The following is a 23,566-nucleotide window of genomic DNA, read 5'->3' as shown; positions in this document are numbered from 1 at the left end:
TTGGCTAGTCTTGAGAGTATGCTCCTCTAGCAAGTTTTACCGCTCTAGTTTTTTTCCGGTTGATCAATGCTGTCTATTTCTTTCATTTTTTCAAGAATAAGCTGGTGATGTCACCATAAAAACAATACTTTGCCAAGATAATTTTTCAAAAAAATATAACTCTTAATATTGGCAAACTGAGCTATCCTAAGATACCGTAGCTTTTGACAGTGATTCAGTGTCAGTTATCAGTGTGATAACCGTTCCCTGTTTCCTATTTTCTGTTCCCTAAATAATAAACATATATGTCTTTTGTTCCGTTGCACATTCACAGTGACTACAGTCTGTTGGATGGTGCTAGTCAAATACCAAATTTAGTAGATCGTGCTATCGATCTGGATATTAAAGCGATCGCTCTGACGGATCATGGTGTTATGTATGGTGCGATCGAACTTATAAAAATTTGTCGCAACAAAAATATTAAGCCAATTATTGGCAATGAAATGTATATTATCAACGGCGATATTACTAAACAAGAACGCCGTCCTCGCTATCATCAAATTGTTTTAGCAAAAAATACTAAAGGCTATAAAAATTTAGTTAAATTAACAACTATTTCTCATCTCCAAGGTGTACAAGGCAAAGGTATTTTTTCTCGTCCTTGTATTAGCAAAGAATTACTCAAAACATACCATGAAGATTTAATAGTTACTAGTGCCTGTTTGGGTGGAGAAATACCCCAAGCAATTCTCGCTAGAAAACTAGATGCAGCCCGCCGAATTGCTCAATGGTATAAAGATGTATTTGGTGAAGATTATTATTTAGAAATTCAAGATCATGGTTCTCCCGAAGACCGAATTGTCAATGTCGAAATTGTCAAAATTGGGCGGGAATTAGACATAAAAATTATTGCTACCAATGACTCTCATTATATTTCCTGTTATGACGTCGAAGCACACGACGCCTTATTGTGTATTCAAACAGGGAAATTAATAGTTGAAGATAACCGGATGCGTTATAGCGGTACAGAGTATTTAAAATCTGCTGAAGAGATGAAACAGCTATTTCGTGATCATTTACCGGATGATGTCATTGAAGAAGCGATCGCCAATACTGTAGAAGTAGCAGAGAAAATCGAACCATACAATATTTTGGGTGAGCCTCGGATTCCCAATTATCCGATTCCCTCTGGTCATACTGCTGATACTTATGTTGAGGAAATTGCTTGGCAAGGACTATTACAAAAACTAAATCGAAAATCCCGCCACGAAATCGATTTAGCTTACAAAGAAAGGCTGGAATATGAATTAAAAATGATTCAGCAAATGGGTTTCTCCACCTATTTTTTAGTTGTGTGGGACTACATTAAATTTGCCAGAGATAATGATGTTCCAGTTGGTCCAGGTCGTGGTTCTGCCGCAGGTTCTTTGGTAGCCTATACTATGGGAATTACCAATATAGATCCTGTACATCATGGCTTACTTTTTGAAAGATTTCTCAACCCAGAACGGAAATCTATGCCGGATATTGACACGGATTTCTGCATCTCTCAAAGAGATAAAGTCATAGAATATGTAACAGAAAAATATGGTACAGAAAGAGTTGCCCAAATTATCACTTTTAACCGTCTGACTTCCAAAGCAGTTTTAAAAGATGTCGCTAGAGTGTTAAATATTCCTTATGCAGAATCAGACAAAATGGCGAAATTGATTCCCGTTTCACGAGGAAAACCAGCCAAGTTGAAAGTGATGATTTCTGATGACACTCCTGAACCAGAATTTAAAGCCAGATATGATAATGATCCAAGAGTCCGCCATTGGGTGGATATGGCAATTCGCATCGAAGGAACTAACAAAACTTTCGGTGTTCATGCAGCAGGTGTAGTTATTTCTGCTGATCCATTAGATGAAATTGTGCCACTTCAGAAAAATAACGATGGTTCCGTAATTACCCAGTATTTTATGGAAGATTTAGAATCACTGGGTTTGTTAAAAATGGATTTTCTGGGCTTGAAAAATCTGAGTATGATTCAGAAAACCATCGAATTAATTGAAAGTAATCATGGATTTAAGATTGACCCCTATGTAATTACTGCTCAAGAAAGAAAAGCACAGAAAATATTAGCAAAAGGTGGAGAAGGTGCGAAACTTCCCCCAGATGTGAAAAAGACTTACGAATTATTAGAAGCAGGTGAATTAGAAGGAGTATTTCAGTTAGAATCTTCTGGAATGCGTCAGATAGTACGTGATTTGAAGCCTTCTAATATAGAAGATATTTCGTCTATCTTGGCATTGTATCGACCAGGCCCATTAGATGCAGGGCTAATTCCGAAATTTATTAACCGCAAACACGGGCGGGAAAATATTGATTATGAACACACTATTTTAGAACCAATTTTAGATGAAACCTATGGAATTATGGTTTATCAAGAGCAAATTATGAAAATTGCTCAGGATATGGCTGGATATTCTTTAGGTCAAGCTGATTTGCTGCGTCGGGCGATGGGTAAAAAGAAAGTTTCCGAGATGCAGAAGCAGCGAGAAAAATTTATGGATGGTGCAGCCAAAAATGGTGTTAAGCAACAAATTGCAGAAGCGTTATTTGAGCAAATGTTAAAGTTTGCCGAATATTGCTTGAGTTATGACACTGAAGTTTTGACTGTAGAATATGGATTTTTGCCAATCGGAGAAATAGTCGAAAAAAGAATTGAGTGTACTGTTTACACTGTTGATAGAAATGGTTATGTATATACACAAGCGATCGCACAGTGGCATAATCGTGGTTATCAAGAAGTATTTGAATATACTTTAGAAGATGGTTCATTAATTCGAGCTACAAAAGATCATAAATTTATGACTAATGAGGGGCAAATGTTACCAATTGATGAAATATTTGCCAGGGGATTAGATTTGCTACAAGTACAAAGATTACCAGAATAATCGAATGAAGATATTTCCAATTAAAAATCAACTGTTTACACACAAAGGATTTAATTACCCCAGATTTCCAGTGCGTTAGGACTAATATCCATAACGCACCTACCACATTTGATAACTGACAACTGACAACTGATAACTGATAACTGTTACAGTGTTTGAAAGCCTTTTGCTGATTTCTTTTGTCCCTTGGTTTTCGATTTAGATTTGTGGACTTCTCCTAAAGCTTCTTGGAATAAATTATGTAAATGTATTGGTACGCTAGCGATCTCTGGTAATTCTGGCTCTAGAGGTTTATGATATTCTTGTAACAGTGTATCTAAGTCATTTTGTAATTTAAAGTCTGGACTTTGTAGAACTGTTTGCAATATTTTTTCTAATGAATTTGGATTTTCTGTCGCGAGGCGATACCAGATAAAAGCATTGATATCTTTACTTTCTAAATAGTGGCGAATTAGTTTTTCATATCCTTCAATACTCTGCCAATCTTCTGCTGCTAAAATCGTTTTGATTTTGGTGTACGTTGGTAAAAACATCTGTCCCCAACGGGGATGAGAAAAAGCTGTAACAGCTTCTGCTTTTTTGAGATCAGCAGGCAATTCTACTTTTGATGTTACCATTTTGGCTGTGGTAGTTTTGTTATTCAACAATTGCGATACTACTTTAGAATCAGCACCCATATCTTCGGCTGCGGCTTGGATTTCTTCTTCGTCAACTCCTGCTTCTTGGGCAATTTCTGCAAGTGATTTTGAGGAATCTATTCCTGCTGCGGCTAAACTTTTTTCGGTAGTGATTTCTTGGAGTTCAGTTATTTTTTTATTGAGTTGGTATCCTGGCATTGTTATTTCATCACTACCAAAAAACTCAATAAATTGTTGATGATATGTTAGCACTGATTGCCAAGCTTCTTCTAACAAGTCAGGTGCATCACTATAAAGATGCTTTTTGTAATTTTCTTTAAAATTACCAATTGCTACTGCTAGTTTTGGTTTACCCAGTTTACCCATTTGTGTATAAGGGCCAGAAAATGTCCAGTAGGATTCTGTGATAGGAGAAATGCGAGTGAGTAGAATTTCTCCTTCTTTTAAACGCGACATTTCCTGTTGGGTTTTAGCGTTGTTGAATTTAACAATATAGTTTTTGGCTGTTAGCCAGTTCATTAACTCAAAGCCATCATCTAAGATTTTAGCGATCGCAAATAACCCCATAAAACTACGATGCCAACTATTCAGCAATTGGCGATCGCTTGGTGACAATTCTGAATGAGTTTGTATAAACAGATCTACTGGTGATTTATCCTCTAGTTTACCTTCGATAGCAAAGCTGTCTATTGTTAACTCTTGTTGGATTGTATCACCAGATCCACGACGTAACTGTGCTGCTGCATAAGTTTCCAGTGCTTCTGCCAGTTCATCGTCTGCATCCAAGATAAAATCAATTAACGCTTGCTTGAGTTGGTGCGATCGCTCTAAGAGTGCATCCACAGTTTCATCTCTCGGTTTTAACTTTTCGTAGATTATAAATTGCCGAAAGCCAGATGGATCTAAACTATTGGCTTAATTTCTCAAATTGCGAGGCTACTTGACATAAATTACTTATTATTTACAAATATTGTGATTTTTTTGGTTGAATTTTCATATTAAATTACGTATTATCGCTTAACTGCCAGTACAAAAAAGAGGAAAACATGAAACGATATCTGTATCTGGGATTTGCTAAACAATTTGTACTGATGGTGACTCCGATAGTAGCTAGTTCTGTTTTAGCAAGCTCACCCAGTCAGGCTGCTAGTCTAGCTTTTGCTCAAGAAGAGTTGAATTTTACCAACTTTAGTCAAGGTTTTGGCATCATTGACAGACAAAATCAAGCTAATACCAATGCCTCTACTTTTACTGATGATGCAACAGTATTAACTATCAATAGACAAGTACAAACAGATTTCACATTTACTCCACCACAAGCTTATACTCAAGTAGGTTTGAGTCTTGCTAGTGGACAAGGCACAAGTTACTTTGGAACAGCAGATACTCTTGGGGGAATAGTCGGTAATTTTGACATAAATGCTGGTGAATCGTTTTCTTTTGATTTCACAGCTTATTTAAATTTGGGAACATCAATAGATGATCCACCACAAGAAAATGCTAAAGCGATTGGAGATATTTCATTTTTATTATTTGATACGAGTGATATTGAGCGATCAAATATCTCTAATTTTGTAGCTGATATATTATCTGGAAATCAGATAATTAACAAAGATCCCTTAGATTACTTCTCACTCATTGGTAATATTAACACTGCTGGCAATGATGACTTTCTCACATATGAAAACAGTCAAAATGTTAGCCTAGTAAATAAATTAGATACATCTTTTACTGGAAATCAAGAAACAGCTACTGCTAGTATTAATGGTTATTATAAACGCTCTTTTGAGAATAAAACAAATCTCACTTTAGTAGCAGTGAGAAAAAGCCAAGTCAAAGTTGCAGCACCTGAACCTTCAACTTATCTGGGTTCAATACTATTTTTTGGCTTAGGTGCAATTGCTCTGAAAGGAAAACGTAAGTTAAGTCAGCAAAATAAAGCTAACTAACTAGTACATTGGGCGCGTAAATAACAGACCGTTTAAAACAGCCCAAAAGCCTGAAAAAAAAGACTTGTCTACCTTGTTTTCCTTGTCCCCCTTCCCTTGTTTCCTTATCTTTGCAATACATATTTAATCGTGTCCAATAATTCCTCAAGAGTATAGGGTTTCAGTAAAAATTCTGCTACATTGATACCATTAGCTTCTAACAGTTGACGGTTAGATGCAAGTCCACTGACGGCAATAATCTTAACAGAAGGATTCATTTGTTGCAGAACGCGAATAGCACTTAACCCATCTATCCACGGCATTTGAATATCCATCAATACAAGACGAATTTCATTTTGATGTTGAGCGTAGAGTGAAAACGCCTCAACGCCATCACGAGCAATCAGAGTTGTATAGTTGTAGTCTTCGAGTGAGGTTTTAGTAATCTCTAGAATGGATGCTTCATCATCCACAATCAGAATTAATTCGCCATTACCTTTTGGCTTTTGCGAGTGATCATCTTCCTGTGTTACGGCTTGTTCACTAGTTGGCAAAAACACCTTAAATCGGCTCCCTTTACCCACTTGGCTATACAAGTTTATAAAACCATCGTGGTTTTTAATGATACCAATAACCGTGGAAAGTCCTAATCCTGTCCCTTTACCTGGCTCTTTGGTTGTGAAAAAGGGTTCAAAAATTCGCTCCGATAACTCTTTTGGTATACCGCATCCTGTATCTGATACGGTAATTACTACGTAGTTACCTATTTTTGCCTCCAGATTCATCCTGGCATAGTTTTGATCAACGAAGAAGTTTTCAGCAGAAATAGTGATAGTACCTCCTTGGGGCATGGCATCACGAGCATTTACACATAAGTTCATCAACACCTGATGTATTTGGGTGGAATCTGCCAAAACTGTAGAAAGAGATTGTGGTATTTTGGTGCAAATTTCAATTGATTTGGGAAATGTGCTTTTGACAATCCGCTCAAGTTCTTTGATTAGGTGTTTTATTTGTAGAGGAACCCGCTTACCTTCTGCTCCCCGTGCAAAAGACAAAATTTGCTTAACTAGTTCAGCACCACGTTTTGAGTTATCTTCTAATATTTTCAGTAGTTGGCGATTTTTATCATCTAGATTGGGAAGTTTCAGTGGTAGCAGTTGAGCAACTGTCAGAATCGGCGACAGGATATTATTCATGTCATGGGCTATACCACTTGCTAGGGTACCGAGGCTCTCTAGGCGTTGCGCCTGATAAAATTGAACTTCAAGTTGCTTTTTCTCAGTAATATCAGAGTTAACGGTGAGAATAAATTTTGGTTGTTCGGTGTAATCTTGCACTAGTGTCCAACGGCTTTGGACAATGACTTTTTTACCATCTTTTGTAGTATGTTCTAATTCACCTTGCCATTTACCCTGATCCATCAAAGTCTTCATGGCTGATCCAACTTGAGGGAAACTCTCTTCAGAAAAAAGCTCATTCGCTTTTTTACCCAGTACTTCTGCACTTTGCCAACCGTAAAGACGTTCAGCGCCTTGGTTCCAGAAGAAAATATTGTGTTGTAAATCGCGAACAAAAATGGCATCCGATGCGACATCAAGCAAAGCAGCTTGTTCACGAATTTTCTGTTCTGCTTGTTTGCGTAGACGCGCAGCGACTTGCCGTAAGGCATCGCTAATATCAGTGTTAACAGCCGTAATGATCCAGCAATCTTTAACTTGATCACGACGAGAGGTATAAGTGCTGGCAATCCAGCGTATAGAACCATCCTGATGACAAAATCGATACTCTATTTTAGTCGAGCCTTCAGCAAAGAAATACTCAAAAAGTGGTATAATAACTGTTTTTCTATCTTCTGGTAGCACCCGCGACATCCAGAGGTGTTTGTCTGCCATAAATTCTTGGGGAGTGTAGCCGTAGATGGTTTCACAGCCTGTAGAAAAATATTCATACTCCCAATCGCGATTAGCAAAAACCCGAAAACTAATAATGGCAGCGATCGCACTGTTGATAATATGGCTGAGTTTGGTTTGTGCTTGTTCAAGTTCAGCAGTTCGTTGCGATACCCGTCTTTCTAATTGGTCATGAGCAACTTGCAATCGCTGTTCTATTTGCTTGCGATCGCTGATGTCTTGAACAACGCAAATAAAATATTTTGGCTCACCAGAGGGTTTACGGACTAGGGAAACAGTCAAATTAATCCAAATCAGAGTTTTATCTTTACGGATATAACGTTTTTCAATTGAGTAAGTTTGGATTTCCCCAGTCAACAAAAGGCGAATATACTCTAAATCAGAATTGAGATCATTGGGGTGTGTTAAGTCTTGAAAAGTTAGCCGATTTAGTTCTTCATGGGTGTAACCCACAATACTACAAAGTTTCTGGTTAACCAGCAACCACTGTCCATCTATTCCTACGTGAGCGATACCAACTGCTGCTTGGTTGAATGTAGCTCGAAAAAATCCTTCACTCTCCTCTAGTTGTCCAACTAGGCTAGTTTTTTCTAATACATTTTGAATAGTGAGACTGAGACTGACTGTTGTTGTATGGCTTTTAACTAAATAGTCAGCAGCACCTTTTTTCATCGCTTGTACTGCTATTTGTTCATTTCCCTGACCCGTTAACATAATCACTGGAAGGTTTGTTTGACCCAACTGAGTATTCAAATGTGTTAAAAACTCTAATCCGTCCATGTCTGGCAGCAGATAATCGAGTAAAATCACATCAGGAAATTGCTGCTGACACAATTGAAGTCCTTCTTCCCCAGTCTGGGCTTCTAAAATATTGTATGTGTGTTGCTTGTCTTGCAATAGGTAGCGACGGTAGATTGCTCGGTCTTCTAGACAGTCGTCAACAAGCAAAATTTTTCTTGTCATTTCAGTCACGGACCTCAACAATTTCGCTCTGCTTTACATAGTTTTTTGCCTTTTTTAAACTACCTGGAAAACTGCGCTTACAGTTTACATACTTCAATATGATTTACATAAGTTTATTTAGCTTTAAGCAGCCATAAAAGGTAATAACTCCAACTTTTGGCAAAAAGATTGGGCAATGATAGCTTCTCATCGCAAAATTATTGACACTGGAAGCGTTAAAATATTAAGAAATGTTAAATAATGCTCCCACTATACTCATGCAATGCATTGTTAATCGCCGCGCTCAGTTCTCGGCCAGTCATCGCTATTGGTTGTCAGAATTGAGTGAAGCTGAGAATTTAAAGAAATTTGGTGCTTGCTCTGGCTTTCCGGGACATGGACACAATTATGTCTTATTTGTCTCCCTGATTGGGGAATTAGATCAATATGGCATGGTGCTGAACTTGTCTGATGTCAAACATGTGATTAGGCAAGAAGTAACTAACCAACTAGATTTTTCCTATCTCAACGATGTGTGGGCAGAATTTCAGCAAATTCTGCCTACTACAGAAAATATTGCAAGGGTGATTTGGCAGAAGCTAGCACCTCATTTACCTCTAGTCCGTGTGCAGCTATTTGAAAATCCTGAACTTTGGGCAGACTATATGGGAAACGGAATGGAAGCTTATCTCAGTGTCAGTACTCACTTTAGCGCTGCTCACAGGTTAGCGCATCGAGATCTTAGCGAACAAGATAACTTTGAGATTTATGGTAAATGTGCTCGTCCCAACGGTCACGGACACAACTATCATTTAGAAGTGACAGTGCAAGGGGAAATAGATCCACGCACTGGCATGATTGTGGATTTAGGTGCTTTGAATCAAGTCATAGAAGACTATGTGGTTGAGCCATTTGATCACACCTTCTTGAACAAAGATATTCCCTATTTTTCAGAAATTGTGCCTACTGCTGAAAATATTGCACTTCACATCAGTAATTTATTGCGATCGCCTATTCAGAAATTGGGAGCCAAACTTTATAAAATCAAATTAATTGAAAGTCCGAATAATTCTTGTGAAATTTACTGCACACAAACAGAATCCAACACTGTCAATATTGCAGAAAATCAGCCAGTTTTAGCGCATATTTAGCTTAATCTAGGTTCGTAGTAAGGACTTTAATCCTTAAATATATAAGCGCTAAAGCGCCTACTACGAACTTGAGTTCGCAAGTAGTAATAAATTTTCCACGCTAATAGTCCGAAAAGAAGATTAAGTAAGAAGCGACTAAGTATAAACCACAAGATCTTAAGTTCAAAAAACTGTGTAGAACTCAGATAATTAAGACTTCTTAGCAAGAGAAATAATCCAAAAAGTGCATTACCACCCAACATCAGGGCAAATACTACCAAACCCCTCTGCCAAAAACGCTGTTGTGATGTGTAACCACTAATCAAAGTTATGGTTAATATTCTTTGGACTTTTCGCAGTAAATATTCTAATCGCCAAAACATCCACAACAAAAAGGGAAATAAAGCATAGCTGAGGAAAGACAACGGTTGTGGATAACGCCAAGCAGTAGATAGAATATTGACTATAGCATGACAAATCACAGAATTGAGCCAAGCTTTAGTAACACTCGGGTGAGATCGGCGTAAGCGAGTGTTATTTCCAAACGATAATGCTAAGGCATAGCCCCAGGGTGCAGAGAACATGGCGTGAACTGGTGTTGCGATCGCCCGTTCTAAAATTGATGCTGTATCGTTAACAAAATAAATCCAGTTTTCTTCGGCGGTGAATCCCAGAGCAACGGTTATGGTAGAGATGAAAACTGTACTAGGGCGTAAGCGATATTGACGACGCTGAAAATACCAACCCAAAGCAACAACTATTGCTAACTTACAACCTTCTTCTATCGGCCCTACCTCTAACAATTGTCGCAGGGCAACACCCGTAAGAGTATGACTAATTTGTCGCCAAGCTGCAAACGAGTTGAGTTGTGTTTCCACAAGCCACTCTAAACTCAAAGCTATAAAACCAGATATTGCCCCAAATATAAAAAATAACAGCAGTCGCATCAGGGATGGGCTATTGGCAAAGCGCCAATAATAGAAAATCAAAAGCAACAAAGGGGATACAACTGCCCACAGAAATAAAGATATATCAAGCACTCGGTAAAAAAGGTATAAGAGGGTAGGGGTAGGCTGTTGACTTAAACTGTCCAATCTTCAATCAGTAACCCTGCCACTTTACCAAAATCTCATGGTGATTTTACCTACCAGCCCTCAACACCTGTTCAGCCGTCAGCTTAAAAAGAACGATCCGCCAGCCTGTTGTCCAAGTAATCGTTTGACGAGATAGTCCAAAAGTATGTCCAGTAGTCCAACTGTCATGTCTCCTCCACGCACAATAGTGCTGATCATTTTTGCCATGCTTGCTTTTGCTGGTAACTCTCTGCTGTGCCGCATGGCACTAAAACACACCAGCATCAATGCTGCTAGCTTTACTTCCTTTCGCTTGATCTCCGGTGCTTTAATGCTGTGGCTGATTGTCCGACTGCGGGGAGAGACAAACGCCAAGGCAGGTAGTTGGTTGGCAGCAATGGCTCTGTTTGCCTACGCCGCTTGCTTTGCGATCGCCTATGTCAGTTTGCCAGCCGGAACAGGAGCTTTACTACTGTTTGGCTCAGTACAAATCACCATGATTGGCTATGGGTTGTGGACAGGAGAACGATTAAGACGATTACAGAGCATCGGGCTGATCCTGGCTGTGGCTGGATTAATTGGGTTGTTGCTGCCGGGACTGACAACGCCACTACTACAAGGCTCACTCCTGATGCTGGTAGCTGGAGTCGCATGGGGTATTTATTCTCTGTTGGGCAAAGGGGTTGCAAATCCAACCCAGATCACCGCCAGCAATTTCCTGCGGGCGGTGCCGTTTGCAATCGGTTTGAGTGTAATCACTTATCCACAAATGACGTTAGATTTACCTGGAGTTGGTTATGCGATCGCCTCCGGAGCGATTACCTCTGGGATTGGCTATGCCATCTGGTACCGTGCATTACCGCACTTACAAGCGACTCAGGCGGCTACAGTGCAACTGAGTGTGCCGATTTTGGCGGCTGTCGGAGCTATTATATTTCTGAATGAATCTATGACTTTGCGGTTAGGGTTAGCAACGGTTGCAGTCCTCAGTGGCATCGCCCTGGTGATCAAACAGCAACCACAGCGCATATAAATATACCTGGCCGGGTTTCCACATTCAACTTTTCGACTCCGCGTTAACTGCGAGTCGTGCTAATACATTTTCTATCCCCCTGCGCGCTTGGGTCAGATAAATCGGGTCATTCCTCATCACAAACAGGGAATTTGCAGCCAAAAGCATAGCTTCGATTTCAAAAACTGTCTGAGCAACGTCCGCGTTGGGATCTATTTCGCTGAGAACCTGTGCATCAAGGATACATTGCTTCAATAATGAAAACCACTTGTCTAGTACTTCGACGACGCGATCGCGGGCTGCTCCGGGGCGTGTGTCGAGTTCCGCAGCGACTGCGGCAAAAAAACACCCACCTGGAAAAACTTTGCGTTCGAGATGAGAAAGAAATGAATTAGCCACTGCTTTCAGCCGCTCAGTTCCCGCGTGTGCTTGCATCGCAGGCTGGAGTACTTCACTCTCAAAAATTATGGCTGCTGTTTCGATCGTCGCCAACTCTAGTTCTTCTTTGTCTTTGAAGTGCGCGTAGAGTCCACTCTTGCTCATCCCAACCTCAGCAGCTAGAGTCCCAAGCGACAAACCATTCAGTCCTTTTATTGTTGCCAACTTCGCCGCAGTAAGCAAAATAGTAGCACGACTGGCTTGACCTTTTGAGCGGCGAGGCTTGCTACCTTCCAAACTGGTTTTTAATGACGAAATATTACTCATGGCTTGACAATAGCACGAACGGTCGTAATAATCAATATTGACACATAAAAACGACTGTTCGTGCTTTTATATGCCAAGCTTGGTGATGCCAATAGCACAACAAATCCGGGATTAGACAGAATCAGGTCATCCTCTAACAGGATTTTGGATTTTCGATTTATTCCACGGATCAATCCGAGGGCTTGTAGAATCATTGGTCAAGCTAATTGTCTTTACAAAAAAAATTTAGATTGCCTTAGATATTCGACACCATTGAGAAAATCACAGAAAACCTTGGAGACAAAAAGTTTGACACTGCATGAAAGATAAGAGATTGCATTGCTGACCTATGCATAACTTTTAAACTAGTAGGAAGAAATATCATGACAAAATTGCTGAATGAGACGCTTGGGAAGCTGAAGACCAATGTGAAGGGTAATGTGGTACTTCCTGACAATCCGCATTATGACGAAGTCCGCGAAATCTGGAATGCAATGATTGATCGGCGACCTGCTGTCATCGTCCAGTGTGCAGAAGCCTCGGACGTTTCTCATGCAATCTTGTTTGCGCGAGAGAACGGACTCGAAATATCAATTAGGGGCGCTGGACATAACATCGCTGGGAACGCTGTGTGCGATCGCGGCGTGATGATTGATTTGTCAAATATGAAGAATGTTCGCGTTGATGCTCAAAACAGGCGTGCGTATGTCGAACCAGGTGCTACACTAGGTGATTTTGATCAAGTGGCACAGATACATGGGTTAGCGACTCCAGTGGGAATTAATTCCACGACGGGCATAGCAGGTCTTACCTTGGGTGGTGGTTTTGGTTGGTTGACTCGTAAGTACGGCATGACCATCGACAATCTTATCTCTGCGGAAGTGATCACGGCAAACGGGAATAAGATCCGAACCAGCGAAACCGAAAACCCTGACCTTTTCTGGGCGATTCGCGGTGGCGGCGGTAACTTTGGTGTAGTCACTGAGTTTGAATTCGATCTGCATCTTGTAGGGCCGGAAATATTGGCTGGGTTGATTGTTTTTCCGTTTAGTCAGGCTAAACAGGTGCTAACACAGTATCGGAAATTTGTTGAATCAGCCCCCGAAGAATTAAATGTGTGGGTGGTACTTCGCAAAGCTCCACCATTGCCTTTTCTACCTGAGCATGTGCATGGCCAAGAGGTCGTCGTGCTGGCTGTCTTTTATGCAGGTGATATTGCAGAGGGTGAGAAACTGATTGAACCTCTCCGCAGTTTTGGTGATGCCTATGGGGAACACATCGCTGCTCAACCCTATGTAGCATGGCAGCAAGCATTTGACCCCTTACTAACACGCGGTGCTAGGAACTACTGGAAATCTCATAATTTTACAGAATTGCAGGATAAAGCGCTGGATGCGATCGCAGAATTTGTAGGCAAATTACCCTCACCCCAATGCGAAATCTTCATAGGATTGATTGCCGGGACATCCAACCGCGTCTCGGCAGATGCTACAGCATATTATCATCGAGATGCAAAGTTTGTGCTTAACGTGCATGGACGATGGGATGACGCCGCACAGGATCAGATATGCATTGCGTGGGCGCGGGAGTTTTTCCAAGCTTCTGCACCTTACGCATCTGCTGGGGCCTATGTGAACTTCATGACCGAAGAAGAAGGCGATCGCATCGCAGGAGCTTACGGAGCTAACTATGATCGCTTAGTACAGATCAAGAAGCAGTATGATCCTGAGAACATTTTCCATCTTAACCAGAACATCAAACCGTGAGCTAATATAAATTTACTCCCCAATGAACTGAGCAATAATAGTGCGATGACGGGGACTGTTGCGAGTAATCGTAGGAATTTGGAAACCCGCTTCTACTATTGCTTGCTCAATATCCAGAGTGAAGTATTCATCTAAATATGGCTCGGTACTTTTGAGCAGTGTCAAAATATAAGGAGGCATTTTTTGATAAGCTTCCGCTTTGGGATTCATATCCATGATTGCCAAATGTCCACCAGGACGCAGTAAACGTCTTGCTTCTGTGAAAATTTGCCGAGTTGGTAACTGGGGTAATTCGTGACACATCAAGAAAATGGAGACTAAATCACTAGAGGCGTCACGTAAGCCAGTTGATTCAGCAGCTGCGTGAACCCAATTGATTTGGCGTTGTTGTTGTTGCGCTCGGTAGTTGGCAACTGCTAAGAAGTAAGGAGATAAGTCTAAACCAGTGATTTGGGCTTGGGGGTACATTTCTTGTAAGGCAAAAGTACTCATACCCACACTGCACCCCAAGTCGAGGATATTTTGTGGTGGGGTGAGAATTTGCTGCTTGAGAATATCATGGTAACTCTGACGTAGCTGGCTATCACCTTTTGCTCCTGCACCAGCCCAGATATTAGCGTGAACTGCGTAAGCAGCAACTTCTACTTCTAGGGCTGCATCCCAGCTGAGATTGCCTTTGTCGTAGGCGTGAAATGAAGTGACGTAGTATTTTGGGTATTTGAACTGGGGATTTTGTACTTTTGCTAGTTCCCTTTCCCAATTATGCGATCGCAGTGCCTGTACTTGTTTTCTCCAAGGCACTCCAATTTTCTCTGCCCGTTTAATCATCATTTGACGGGCTTGGCGCTTGGCAAGGTTGTACAATGGCTTAATTGCCAGTACTCCATTTACCAAGCGCGAAGCAAATCCTGGAGTATTATTTACAGCCGTATTCATCAGTAAAGTTGCTCAAATAGTCTGCTTTGTGTTGCAATCACACAAAAAGCCTGTTTCTTTGAATCATAAACCCCAAAGTGTTTCAAACTCTCAATTGCAAAGAATTTTCTCATCTTACCTCCGCGAGATACCCCATCCCTCTACAGGGCGACGCTCCCCTATTCCCTGTGAATGTTTACATTCTTTCAATTGTGGCTGTAATATCAGAAGTAGTAATACCAAGTCATAAGTAAAAAATAATACATTATTTTTTACTATAGAATATTTTTTAATCTGAGATTTTTAACTATTAGGGTTTTATAGACAGCAAAATTATCCAGATTCACAACTTTCACTGGAAAGCCATATCTACAACCGAATCGTAATGAAATACCAGGTGTTAGATCTTTTTTTTTACAAACAAAAACTTTCAACTAGATTTGCAAGTTTGGAAGTAGATAAAAACTTTTACATCACAGATACATCTGAACAAGTAAAAAGATTTGCTTATTGTCCTCAAGACGCGATACCAGGAAAAGATGTGCGGCTTGCTTTCCCTGAATTTGTTGGTCTAGAAGATTTACTATTATCAATTTTAGAAGGTCATGAAAAACTGTTTATATTAGAAGAGATTCATCGATTCTCAGAACAAAAAGCTGAGATATATATTGATATATATATTTTTAGAAAATCTAGGAAAAAAGAAAATAAAATTTATCTAACTATCCTGATTGAAGATATTACACAGAGGATGCTATTAAAACGAAAGCGATTACAGCAAGCCAATGAAGCTAATCTATAGGGAGTAAGTAAGTGGGTCAAATTAAATATAAAACCTCACCCTCAATCCCTCTCCTTAGTAAGGAGAGGGAAGCCGGAGGCAGGGTGAGGTTTTATTTTATCTTTAATTACACCTACCTACTTATCCCAAGTATTTTGTAGGTATCAATTAAAACAAGCTGAAAATATTTAATTTTGTGGAAATTTTCGCACTTGATACTCATACAACTCTACTATTTGAGACTGAAATCCAAATTCTTGATTAAATTTTTCATCAATAGCATCTATTTCAGCTTGAGGTATAGCTTTCCATTGTTCCCTTGTTGCCCATTGCACTATTAAAATAACCTCACTTGTGTCATGGGGATTAATCCAAACTTCTTTCCCAAGGAAACCAGGATAACCAGCAAGTGCTGCTGTCCAAATTTCGGCGTCCTTTTGGATGTATTGTTCTCGGTGTTCAGGTGGTACTTTCACCCGCAGTAGTTCGATAATCACTCCTTTGAATCCCTATGTACGTTTGTCAGAATAGAGCTATAGTCTAGAGTAATTATCCTTGCAGCATTGGTTAATGGCTAGATGCAAAAGTAAGGTTCTTGTTTCTAGTGAGATAAAGATTAATAGGAATCAGGTATGGACAGCAACAACTGGATGCAGCAGTTATTAATGCTTGGTATTGGTACAACATCCTTGGTCGCAGATAAAATGAAACAAGTGAGCGATCAGTTAGTCAAGGATGGAAAACTTGATCCTGAGCAAGCTAAAGCAGTGATGGATGATATGGTAGACCAGTTAAAATCTGAGCAAGGTAACTGGGAAACTAACATGCAACGACAAATGCGAAATATGATGCAAGATTTGGGCGTTGCGCGTCAATCAGAAGTGGATGAATTACGGGGTAGAATTGACCGATTGGAGCGTCAGATACGAGATTTAGAAAATAAACTCTGGCGTTAGAGCCTCATTGCTAATGGTTAATGGTGCAATTAAAAACTAATAATTTAGCAAATTGGCGATCTAAAATCCAAGTTCTAAAATCTAAAATTCTAAAATCTAAGATTCTCTCTCGGTGTGCTTTCTGGTTTAAACTGAGTTTTATCCTACTGATTGTGCTAAATTTTCAAACAAGCTAAGTAGGGAGGGCTTATTTTGAAAGCAATTTTACTCAGCGTGGGTTTCATGCTGGTCTGTGTTGTTGTTTTGGTATTAGCGCAAATTGGCGGTAGTAAACAAGAGTCTGCGATCGCTGTCCAACTCAAAGACGACACACCAGCACCCACTACAATGATTGAGAACAATACTTTGATTGCGAGCGATTTTATGGCTGATGCTAACTCTGATGCTAACGTCGTTACTACCCCTTCTGGGTTGAAGTACATTGAGTTAGAAGAGGGGAGTGGGGCGACTCCTCAACCAGGACAAACAGTTACAGTTCACTACACTGGTACCCTGGAAAACGGTAAAAAGTTTGATAGTTCACGCGATCGCAACCAACCTTTCAAGTTTAAAATTGGTCAGGGACAAGTCATCAAAGGTTGGGATGAAGGACTCAGTACTATGAAAGTAGGTGGTCGTCGTCAGTTAATCATCCCTCCTGAGTTAGGTTATGGCGCTCGTGGTGCTGGCGGTGTTATTCCTCCTAACGCCACCTTAATTTTTGATGTGGAGTTATTAAAAGTTAGTTAATTTTTGGTGGTTGGTTGTTGGTTTTAAATACCCAACAACTGACCACTAACCACTCGTTTGTACAGTACTCTTAAGTTTGCAAACTTGTTATTGGTTTCGATTTCATTCACTAGTATTGATCTTAAATGAGTAGCGCCAAATTTCTAAGAGCCTATCAGTAGCTTCAAACTCTTTTCTACTTTGTTCAACTTCTTCAAATTCAGCTTCTGTCTCTGGAGTTCTTGCTATACGTACTCCTTGATAAATAAACTTGTTTTCAGCTTCTATATACCTTGTAGGTTTGTAATAACTATTTAAAAGATTAGAGAAACCAAATTCCAAGTTATTCGGGTCTAGTGTACTGAACATCCCATCCATGTATGGTATGTGTGTTTTCCCATCTTGATAAAACTTCATTGCACAAGAATACCAAGTCCATGTTTCAGTATTCATGTCTTACTCCTAATTTACTTCTTCCTGAAAACACATCTATATCGAGGAGTGCTTGGCCAGGGTGAACCTTCTGGACTACTTACTCCAACATCGTATGTAGCAATCAACTCCCATTCTCCACCAAATTCTTGTTCAAGTTGGTTAATCCCATTTGAATACTATCATTTATGGGCATCTTTGGGACACTTCGTACCCAAATATGGGTTAAATATTTGTAAATATTTGTGTTGATGAGGCAAATATGGGGCAATTTTGGAAAAATAGAAAGCGCTCAAGATAAAAACTATAGATTAAGCATATGAACCCCAAAAAGGATGAAAGGCTTGCTATTCCGGCTCTTGGAGAATATTACGATGACTTACTTTGTGTAGATTCATGGATTAACGATCAGACCAAGGTTCAGCATGGAAAAAGCCTGCTTTGTTTAAAATTACAAGAGCAAGAACCAACAATTAAAGAGCATGTAAAATACCTAGCCAAAAAGCGTGGAATTTCTTTTGATGAAATGTGGTTTGCTATCGTCAGCAATAAAGCGCAGCGTATAAACCCTAATGAATTAGAGGAAATCCTGAAGTATAAATCAAGCGAAGAGGTGAGGAACAAAGGGAGAAGTGGGAGTACTTCCTAACCACTAACAATTAATAATTCGGTTTAGCTAAATTTTTGAACTTCGTAAATTGTGGATCAAATAAAAGTTTGATAGTTCCAGTTGGTCCATTTCGATGTTTGGTAATATTAACTTCTGCAATACCTCGATCAGGAGTGTCGGGGTTATAATATTCATCTCTGTACAACATGATTACTAAATCTGCGTCTTGTTCTATGGAGCCACTTTCTCTCAAATCAGACATCATAGGGCGTTTATTTGTCCGCGCTTCTACTCCTCGACTCAACTGAGATAAAGCGATGACTGGAACCGATAATTCACGAGCTAAACCTTTAATACTACGAGTAATTCTCGACAATTCTTGCACACGATTATCACCTGCTCCTTCCATTAATTGCAAGTAATCTATTATAATTAATCCTAAATCTGAACCAACTTCAGCTTGCAAACGTCGTGCTTGAGAACGCATTTCTGTAACTGTAATATTCGGTGTATCATCAATAAAAATTGGCATTTCTGAAAGCAAACCAATTGCACGACTTAAAGGTTCCCATTGAGCTTGGCTGATGCGCCCACTCCGCAAATAACCAGATTCGATTTCTGCTTCACTCGCGATTAATCGCTGTACCAATTGTTCTTTAGACATTTCTAAACTAAAAATTGCAACTGGTAGTTTATATAAAGCAGCGACATTATAACCAAGGTTCAAGCAGAAGGCTGTATTGTGAACACAAATATCATTAGCAACAAAATTATGTGTTTTGGGAATTGTTAAGTCATAAACTTGCTTATAACCTATTGATTCAATAGAAACAATTTCATCCCAATATATATCACTAGTAGCCAAATTTTGTAGTTGTAAATTTTCTAAAGCAGTTGCTAAAATCCAGAGGCGCTCCCTTTTTAAAGCACGTTTGCCAACATGCATATTTGTATATCCTTGAATCCCAGCACGCTTGGCTAAATTACTCCAAGATTCACTACCTTTAGCTAATGATATTTGTTCCCAAATCTCTACGGGAATTAGATCACGGTTAGTTTGATATCTCTTTTGCGAGATTGCTTGTGCAACTTTTGCTAATGCAGCTTCTTTGCCAAAAATCCCAATTCCTGAGATCAATGTTTTGATTGATAAAGCATCAGTGATATCTAATTGCCAAGCTTGTCTGCGAGTATTATTGTATTTTACAGCACGTTTTTTCAGCCTAGCAATAATTCCAAACCTTAATAACAAATGTTGAATTTGTCTTGCTAATTTCTCACTGACTGTGGCATAACCTAGTTGTGATTGACCACTGGTAAGTAATGCTGCCCATCCATCTGTAGCAAAGAGACGATTGAGAAATAAAGCTAATTGCGATCGCTCTAATTGAAAAACAATTTCTGGTATTGTTTTGGTATGGACATCTTTACCCCATAAACCTAATTTTTCTAACCAAATTGTCAGAGCATTGCGGCTAGTCTTGCTGATGCTAGGAAACCCATAAGGTGCAAATTCTTCTGGTTGAATTTGTACAAGCGTACACAATTGTTTAAAACTATCACCATTGGGTACACACTGTCCTTGTTGCCAAATACAAAATAAAGCTGGACTTACATCGAGTTCAAGACTTAATTTTCTAACCGATAAACCTTGAGATTGAACTAAAGTTTTTAAGCGTTGAGAAAACAGCTGTCTCTGAATAGTAATAAATTCTAAATCTCCTCGAACACAAAGTGATGGTGTGCGTTGTCCTTGAGAAGTTTCCCATCGCACAGTCAAACCACCAAAATCAGCAACCGCTTGAGAAAAATCTGTTTGCAGCAATGGATTACTGTTTGTAAATCGTGGAGTGCTATTAGTTAAACCGCCGTCACCTATTAAATAAGCTAGTAACTTAACTTCACATTCGCGGATGGTTTTTGTGCCGAATACATCTATTTTGCGGGGTACAGCAATCTGATCACCAACTTGCAAATTTTCTAATCTTTGCCAGCCTTTAATAGTTAAGTATGGATGGGTAATTGTTGTTTCAATTGTTCTACCCAAGCGAGTTGTGACGCGGAAAACAGGTTTGATGCCATCATCTACAAATGCAGATGGTTGGGTAAAGCTAAATTTCCAATTATCATTCAACGTCAATAACGAGCCACGACGTTGTTTATACAATTGTTCAATAGTTGTAATTTGTCCATCTGCCAAAACAATTTCAGAATCACAGCCGAGACATTTCCCCATTGACGGTCTACCAGCAACAATGATTAAATCAGAACGCTGAAAGCCGCTAGTCATAGCATCTAAATCATAAAATCCACAGGGAATACCTGGTAATGAAACACCTTGATGACGAGTTTCGATTTCTTCAAAAGCATTAACCAAACTATCAGAAATGTGAACTAAACCTGATTGAGGACGTTCTTGAGTAACCGCGAATATTTTTTGTTCTGCTTGATCGAGAATTACTGGTAATTCGCTTTCTGTTTGATAACCCAATTGCACAATTTCATTACCAGCTTTGATTAACTGACGCCGCATATATTTTTCCATCACCAATGAGGCTAAGGCGTCAATATTAATAGCTGAAACTGTGCGATCGACTAAGGAAGCTAATTTATTTCTACCACCAACACGATTCAATAAGTCATTGTCAGCTAACCAACTGGTTACTGACAGTAAATCTGTTGGTTTACCTTGATTGTGCAGAACAACAGCAGCTTTATAGATATCTTTATGGGCGTTAATATAAAAAGAATCTGCAACTAAGCGATCGCTCACTCTACTAATTGCTTCCGGGTCGAGCAAAATTCCTCCCAATATCGCTTCTTCTACCTCAATATTTTGCGGAGGTAGGCGATCGCTACCTATTGCTTGAAAATTTAGTTCTTCAGACATATAAAATTTTAGATATTAGATTAATGTGACTGTGACTATATTCTCTTATAGTCCAAAATTTTGACCTGTTGAATGCATAAAGACGTTGCAATGCAACGTCTTCACACCAAAAAGATATATTTCGCAGTTACCAGCAATAACTGATAACTGTTCACTGATTTAGCTTGCTACAACTTGAATGTTGACTTTCGCTATGACTTCAGTGTGTAGCTTAATTTCTGCTTCGTAAGTACCCAACATGCTAATATCAGGTATAGAAATACCACGGCGATCCACTTCTAATCCTGTGGTTTGTTGGATGACATCGGCTACATCTTGAGTTGTGACAGTACCGAAAATAGCTTCTTTTTCACCAACTTGTTTTGCAATATTGAAGCTACCAGCGTTTTCTAATGTTGCTTTTTGATCTTGTGCTTGTTGCTTCAGTTCTAATTGTCGTTGGCGTTCTACTTCCCGACGGCGTTCTACTTGCTTGAGAATACCAGGAGTGGCAAAAGTTGCCATACTTTTGGGAAGTAAATAATTACGAGCATAGCCGGGAGCTACCTCTACTAAGTCGCCGGATTTACCCAACTTGCTGACATCTTGAGTTAAAACTAACTGTACGCGTTTCGCCATTGTTTTTCTTTTTTCTGTTGTTGCCTTTAAAATCTCAATCTCTTGGGGTTTCAGCAAGATAGTTCACAATTATAGTGTAGCTTTATCCCCAACAAGCTTTTGCTTATAGCCAATAAGCCTACAGATCCTAGCGAAATGCAGGGTGCGATCGCAAGCCATAGTTGTGAAAAAGTCGTTAGTTATTTGTCAAGTGTCCAGCTTCCAGAGTTAATAGTTTTTTCACCGATGACAAATAACTAAAATCTATCTTTCATTCCCCGCAGACTTGCAAAGGTTTGTATCGGATCATGGCTGTTGACTACTGATTGTAGTGCTGGCTGTTCCCAACGTAAAAAGGGATTTGTCAGTTTTTCAACGCCCAAAAGTGAAGGAACTGTTGCTTCTCTTCTGGTGCGAGAGGTTTTCACTTGTTCATAACGAGTTTGTAAATCAGGATTATTACTGTCTACAGTCAGAGCAAACTGCAAATTTTTTAAGGTATATTCGTGAGCGCACCATACTCGCGTAGAATCAGGCAAAGAACGTAACTGACTCAGCGAGTCTACCATCTGTGTGGGCGTACCTTCAAATAACCGACCGCATCCACCTGCAAACAGAGTATCACCACAGAATAGTTCTCCAATTTCGTCTGGATTCTGAGGAGGAAAATAATAGGCGATGTGAGCGCGGGTATGTCCGGGTACAAAGATCACTTCCCCGACTCTATCTGCAAATTCGACGCGATCGCCTGGTTGCAAAAATACTTGTTGTCCTGGAATTCTACCCCGATCCTCGACTCCACCATATACTGTTACCTGTGGAAATCTTTGGATCAATTCTTTGTTACCACCGACGTGATCTAAATGATGGTGTGTATTAAAAATTGCTACGAGTTCTACTTGAAGTTCATGAAGTTTTGTTAAAACAGGTTTTGCTTCGGCGGGATCGACAACAGCAGCGATATTTTGTTGGCGATCGCATAACAGAAAGATGTAGTTGTCTGAAAGTGCCTCTAGACGGATTACTTGCATTAACTGTGGTTCCTATACCTAACAAAAGCTTGAGGCGATCAGCACAAGCTATATAAACTATTTATATTTCTGTCATTATAGCCCGAATAATCTTTAAAAAATGGAAATCAACAACCGTAATTTTACGGTAATTAGTTTTTGTACTAGAAACACTGTACCAATTTATCAGTAAAATTTCTCTGGGTGTAAAAGCAAAGATACAGTTAAATTTATGTTGGTTGTTTTGCGTAATCAAAACAAAAAAAATTGCTAAAGCACAATCAATATTTGCTTTTATCTATTAATATTCATAGTTTTATTATGTTATTAATGGCTATATTTCGTTGATAAAAAAATAGTAAATATTGAAATTAATTTGCATCCATCAAATAGAAATGAATAACAATTCCATCTACCAAACTCTTGAAAAAAAATCTGAATTAACTATAGAAACAATTGTAAATCGGATTCTTACATCAGGAGAAATGAGTCGTCAAGATTATGCATTACTCACATCTCACGTATTTACGAACGATGAAATGGATGAAAGAGGACGCCGCCAAATTAATCGTGTATTTGATTATATACAAACAGGGCGTTTGAGATTAGTTCATTGGTAAATTTTGAGCATGGTTATTTTATTCTTGGCGGACTAAACAAGAA

General features: G+C 39.4%; 22 protein-coding genes. 11 read left to right on the top strand and 11 right to left on the bottom strand.

Features of this window, described 5'->3' with window-relative positions; genetic code table 11:
* Positions 1-284 precede the first annotated feature (284 nt).
* Positions 285-2,918, top strand: coding sequence for a DNA polymerase III subunit alpha (locus AC5JMK_RS21070; RefSeq protein WP_495910959.1), 2,634 nt, complete (start codon positions 285-287; stop codon positions 2,916-2,918).
* A gap of 146 nt (positions 2,919-3,064) precedes the next feature.
* Here AC5JMK_RS21070 and AC5JMK_RS21065 read toward each other — a convergent pair whose 3' ends face one another.
* Positions 3,065-4,399 carry a hypothetical protein gene (locus tag AC5JMK_RS21065; RefSeq protein WP_495910958.1) on the bottom strand — a complete coding sequence of 445 codons (1,335 nt, stop codon included), beginning with the start codon at positions 4,397-4,399 and terminating at the stop codon, positions 3,065-3,067.
* A 203-nt stretch (positions 4,400-4,602) separates the two neighbouring features.
* Here AC5JMK_RS21065 and AC5JMK_RS21060 point away from each other — a divergent pair, with 203 nt between their 5' ends.
* On the top strand, positions 4,603-5,505 hold the full coding sequence (locus AC5JMK_RS21060; RefSeq protein WP_495910957.1) for a hypothetical protein: 903 nt from the start codon (positions 4,603-4,605) through the stop codon (positions 5,503-5,505).
* Positions 5,506-5,609: 104 nt separating this feature from the next.
* Here the strand turns inward: AC5JMK_RS21060 and AC5JMK_RS21055 are convergent, their stop codons facing one another.
* The gene (locus AC5JMK_RS21055) at positions 5,610-8,360 is read right to left on the bottom strand and encodes a hybrid sensor histidine kinase/response regulator (protein ID WP_495910956.1); all 2,751 of its coding nucleotides are present in this window, start codon (positions 8,358-8,360) and stop codon (positions 5,610-5,612) included.
* 257 nt (positions 8,361-8,617) lie between these two features.
* Between AC5JMK_RS21055 and AC5JMK_RS21050 the strand changes: the two genes are divergently transcribed.
* The gene (locus AC5JMK_RS21050) at positions 8,618-9,490 is read left to right on the top strand and encodes a 6-carboxytetrahydropterin synthase (RefSeq protein ID WP_096679077.1); all 873 of its coding nucleotides are present in this window, start codon (positions 8,618-8,620) and stop codon (positions 9,488-9,490) included.
* A 26-nt stretch (positions 9,491-9,516) separates the two neighbouring features.
* Here AC5JMK_RS21050 and AC5JMK_RS21045 read toward each other — a convergent pair whose 3' ends face one another.
* Positions 9,517-10,509, bottom strand: coding sequence for a PrsW family intramembrane metalloprotease (locus AC5JMK_RS21045; protein ID WP_495910955.1), 993 nt, complete (start codon positions 10,507-10,509; stop codon positions 9,517-9,519).
* A 199-nt stretch (positions 10,510-10,708) separates the two neighbouring features.
* Between AC5JMK_RS21045 and AC5JMK_RS21040 the strand changes: the two genes are divergently transcribed.
* Complete coding sequence (locus tag AC5JMK_RS21040; protein WP_495910954.1) at positions 10,709-11,575, top strand: DMT family transporter; 867 nt, start codon at positions 10,709-10,711, stop codon at positions 11,573-11,575.
* Positions 11,576-11,599: 24 nt separating this feature from the next.
* On the opposite strand, the gene AC5JMK_RS21035 is transcribed toward AC5JMK_RS21040, so the two are convergent.
* Positions 11,600-12,259 carry a TetR/AcrR family transcriptional regulator gene (locus AC5JMK_RS21035; protein ID WP_096676788.1) on the bottom strand — a complete coding sequence of 220 codons (660 nt, stop codon included), beginning with the start codon at positions 12,257-12,259 and terminating at the stop codon, positions 11,600-11,602.
* Complete coding sequence (locus tag AC5JMK_RS21030; RefSeq protein ID WP_495910953.1) at positions 12,256-12,453, bottom strand: hypothetical protein; 198 nt, start codon at positions 12,451-12,453, stop codon at positions 12,256-12,258. Before AC5JMK_RS21030 ends, AC5JMK_RS21035 begins: the two co-directional genes overlap by 4 nt.
* 225 nt (positions 12,454-12,678) lie before the next feature.
* Here AC5JMK_RS21030 and AC5JMK_RS21025 point away from each other — a divergent pair, with 225 nt between their 5' ends.
* Positions 12,679-14,004, top strand: coding sequence for an FAD-binding oxidoreductase (locus AC5JMK_RS21025; protein WP_495910952.1), 1,326 nt, complete (start codon positions 12,679-12,681; stop codon positions 14,002-14,004).
* Between the two features lie 12 nt (positions 14,005-14,016).
* Here the strand turns inward: AC5JMK_RS21025 and AC5JMK_RS21020 are convergent, their stop codons facing one another.
* Complete coding sequence (locus tag AC5JMK_RS21020; RefSeq protein ID WP_495910951.1) at positions 14,017-14,940, bottom strand: class I SAM-dependent methyltransferase; 924 nt, start codon at positions 14,938-14,940, stop codon at positions 14,017-14,019.
* A gap of 364 nt (positions 14,941-15,304) precedes the next feature.
* Between AC5JMK_RS21020 and AC5JMK_RS21015 the strand changes: the two genes are divergently transcribed.
* A complete protein-coding gene (locus AC5JMK_RS21015; RefSeq protein ID WP_495910950.1) occupies positions 15,305-15,721 on the top strand; it encodes a hypothetical protein in 417 nt (138 codons plus the stop codon).
* Between the two features lie 167 nt (positions 15,722-15,888).
* Here AC5JMK_RS21015 and AC5JMK_RS21010 read toward each other — a convergent pair whose 3' ends face one another.
* Positions 15,889-16,197, bottom strand: coding sequence for a TIGR03792 family protein (locus AC5JMK_RS21010; protein ID WP_096676793.1), 309 nt, complete (start codon positions 16,195-16,197; stop codon positions 15,889-15,891).
* Between the two features lie 135 nt (positions 16,198-16,332).
* On the opposite strand from AC5JMK_RS21010, the gene AC5JMK_RS21005 reads away from it, so the two are divergent.
* On the top strand, positions 16,333-16,656 hold the full coding sequence (locus tag AC5JMK_RS21005) for a phasin family protein (RefSeq protein WP_096676795.1): 324 nt from the start codon (positions 16,333-16,335) through the stop codon (positions 16,654-16,656).
* A gap of 192 nt (positions 16,657-16,848) precedes the next feature.
* Complete coding sequence (locus AC5JMK_RS21000; RefSeq protein ID WP_096676797.1) at positions 16,849-17,385, top strand: FKBP-type peptidyl-prolyl cis-trans isomerase; 537 nt, start codon at positions 16,849-16,851, stop codon at positions 17,383-17,385.
* Positions 17,386-17,487: 102 nt separating this feature from the next.
* On the opposite strand, the gene AC5JMK_RS20995 is transcribed toward AC5JMK_RS21000, so the two are convergent.
* Positions 17,488-17,817 carry a hypothetical protein gene (locus AC5JMK_RS20995; RefSeq protein ID WP_495910949.1) on the bottom strand — a complete coding sequence of 110 codons (330 nt, stop codon included), beginning with the start codon at positions 17,815-17,817 and terminating at the stop codon, positions 17,488-17,490.
* Positions 17,818-18,115: 298 nt separating this feature from the next.
* On the opposite strand from AC5JMK_RS20995, the gene AC5JMK_RS20990 reads away from it, so the two are divergent.
* Positions 18,116-18,445 (top strand): hypothetical protein, encoded by a 330-nt coding sequence (locus tag AC5JMK_RS20990; protein WP_495910948.1) that lies wholly within the window; start codon positions 18,116-18,118, stop codon positions 18,443-18,445.
* Between the two features lie 10 nt (positions 18,446-18,455).
* On the opposite strand, the gene dnaB is transcribed toward AC5JMK_RS20990, so the two are convergent.
* Both dnaB and rplI read right to left on the bottom strand, forming a co-directional pair.
* On the bottom strand, positions 18,456-21,296 hold the full coding sequence (dnaB, locus tag AC5JMK_RS20985) for a replicative DNA helicase (RefSeq protein WP_495910947.1): 2,841 nt from the start codon (positions 21,294-21,296) through the stop codon (positions 18,456-18,458).
* A gap of 159 nt (positions 21,297-21,455) precedes the next feature.
* A complete protein-coding gene (gene rplI, locus AC5JMK_RS20980) occupies positions 21,456-21,914 on the bottom strand; it encodes a 50S ribosomal protein L9 (protein ID WP_096679083.1) in 459 nt (152 codons plus the stop codon).
* A 99-nt stretch (positions 21,915-22,013) separates the two neighbouring features.
* Between rplI and AC5JMK_RS20975 the strand changes: the two genes are divergently transcribed.
* Complete coding sequence (locus AC5JMK_RS20975) at positions 22,014-22,154, top strand: hypothetical protein (RefSeq protein ID WP_495910946.1); 141 nt, start codon at positions 22,014-22,016, stop codon at positions 22,152-22,154.
* Here the strand turns inward: AC5JMK_RS20975 and gloB are convergent.
* The gene (gene gloB / locus AC5JMK_RS20970; RefSeq protein ID WP_495910945.1) at positions 22,151-22,924 is read right to left on the bottom strand and encodes a hydroxyacylglutathione hydrolase; all 774 of its coding nucleotides are present in this window, start codon (positions 22,922-22,924) and stop codon (positions 22,151-22,153) included. The two genes, AC5JMK_RS20975 and gloB, sit on opposite strands and share 4 nt — an antisense overlap.
* Positions 22,925-23,298: 374 nt before the next feature.
* On the opposite strand from gloB, the gene AC5JMK_RS20965 reads away from it, so the two are divergent.
* A complete protein-coding gene (locus AC5JMK_RS20965) occupies positions 23,299-23,523 on the top strand; it encodes a hypothetical protein (RefSeq protein WP_096676807.1) in 225 nt (74 codons plus the stop codon).
* Positions 23,524-23,566: the final 43 nt, after the last annotated feature.

Source organism: Pelatocladus sp. (assembly GCF_059505505.1).
The sequence above is the reverse complement of the archived record's forward strand: the minus strand, read 5'-3'. Positions and strand labels throughout refer to the sequence as shown.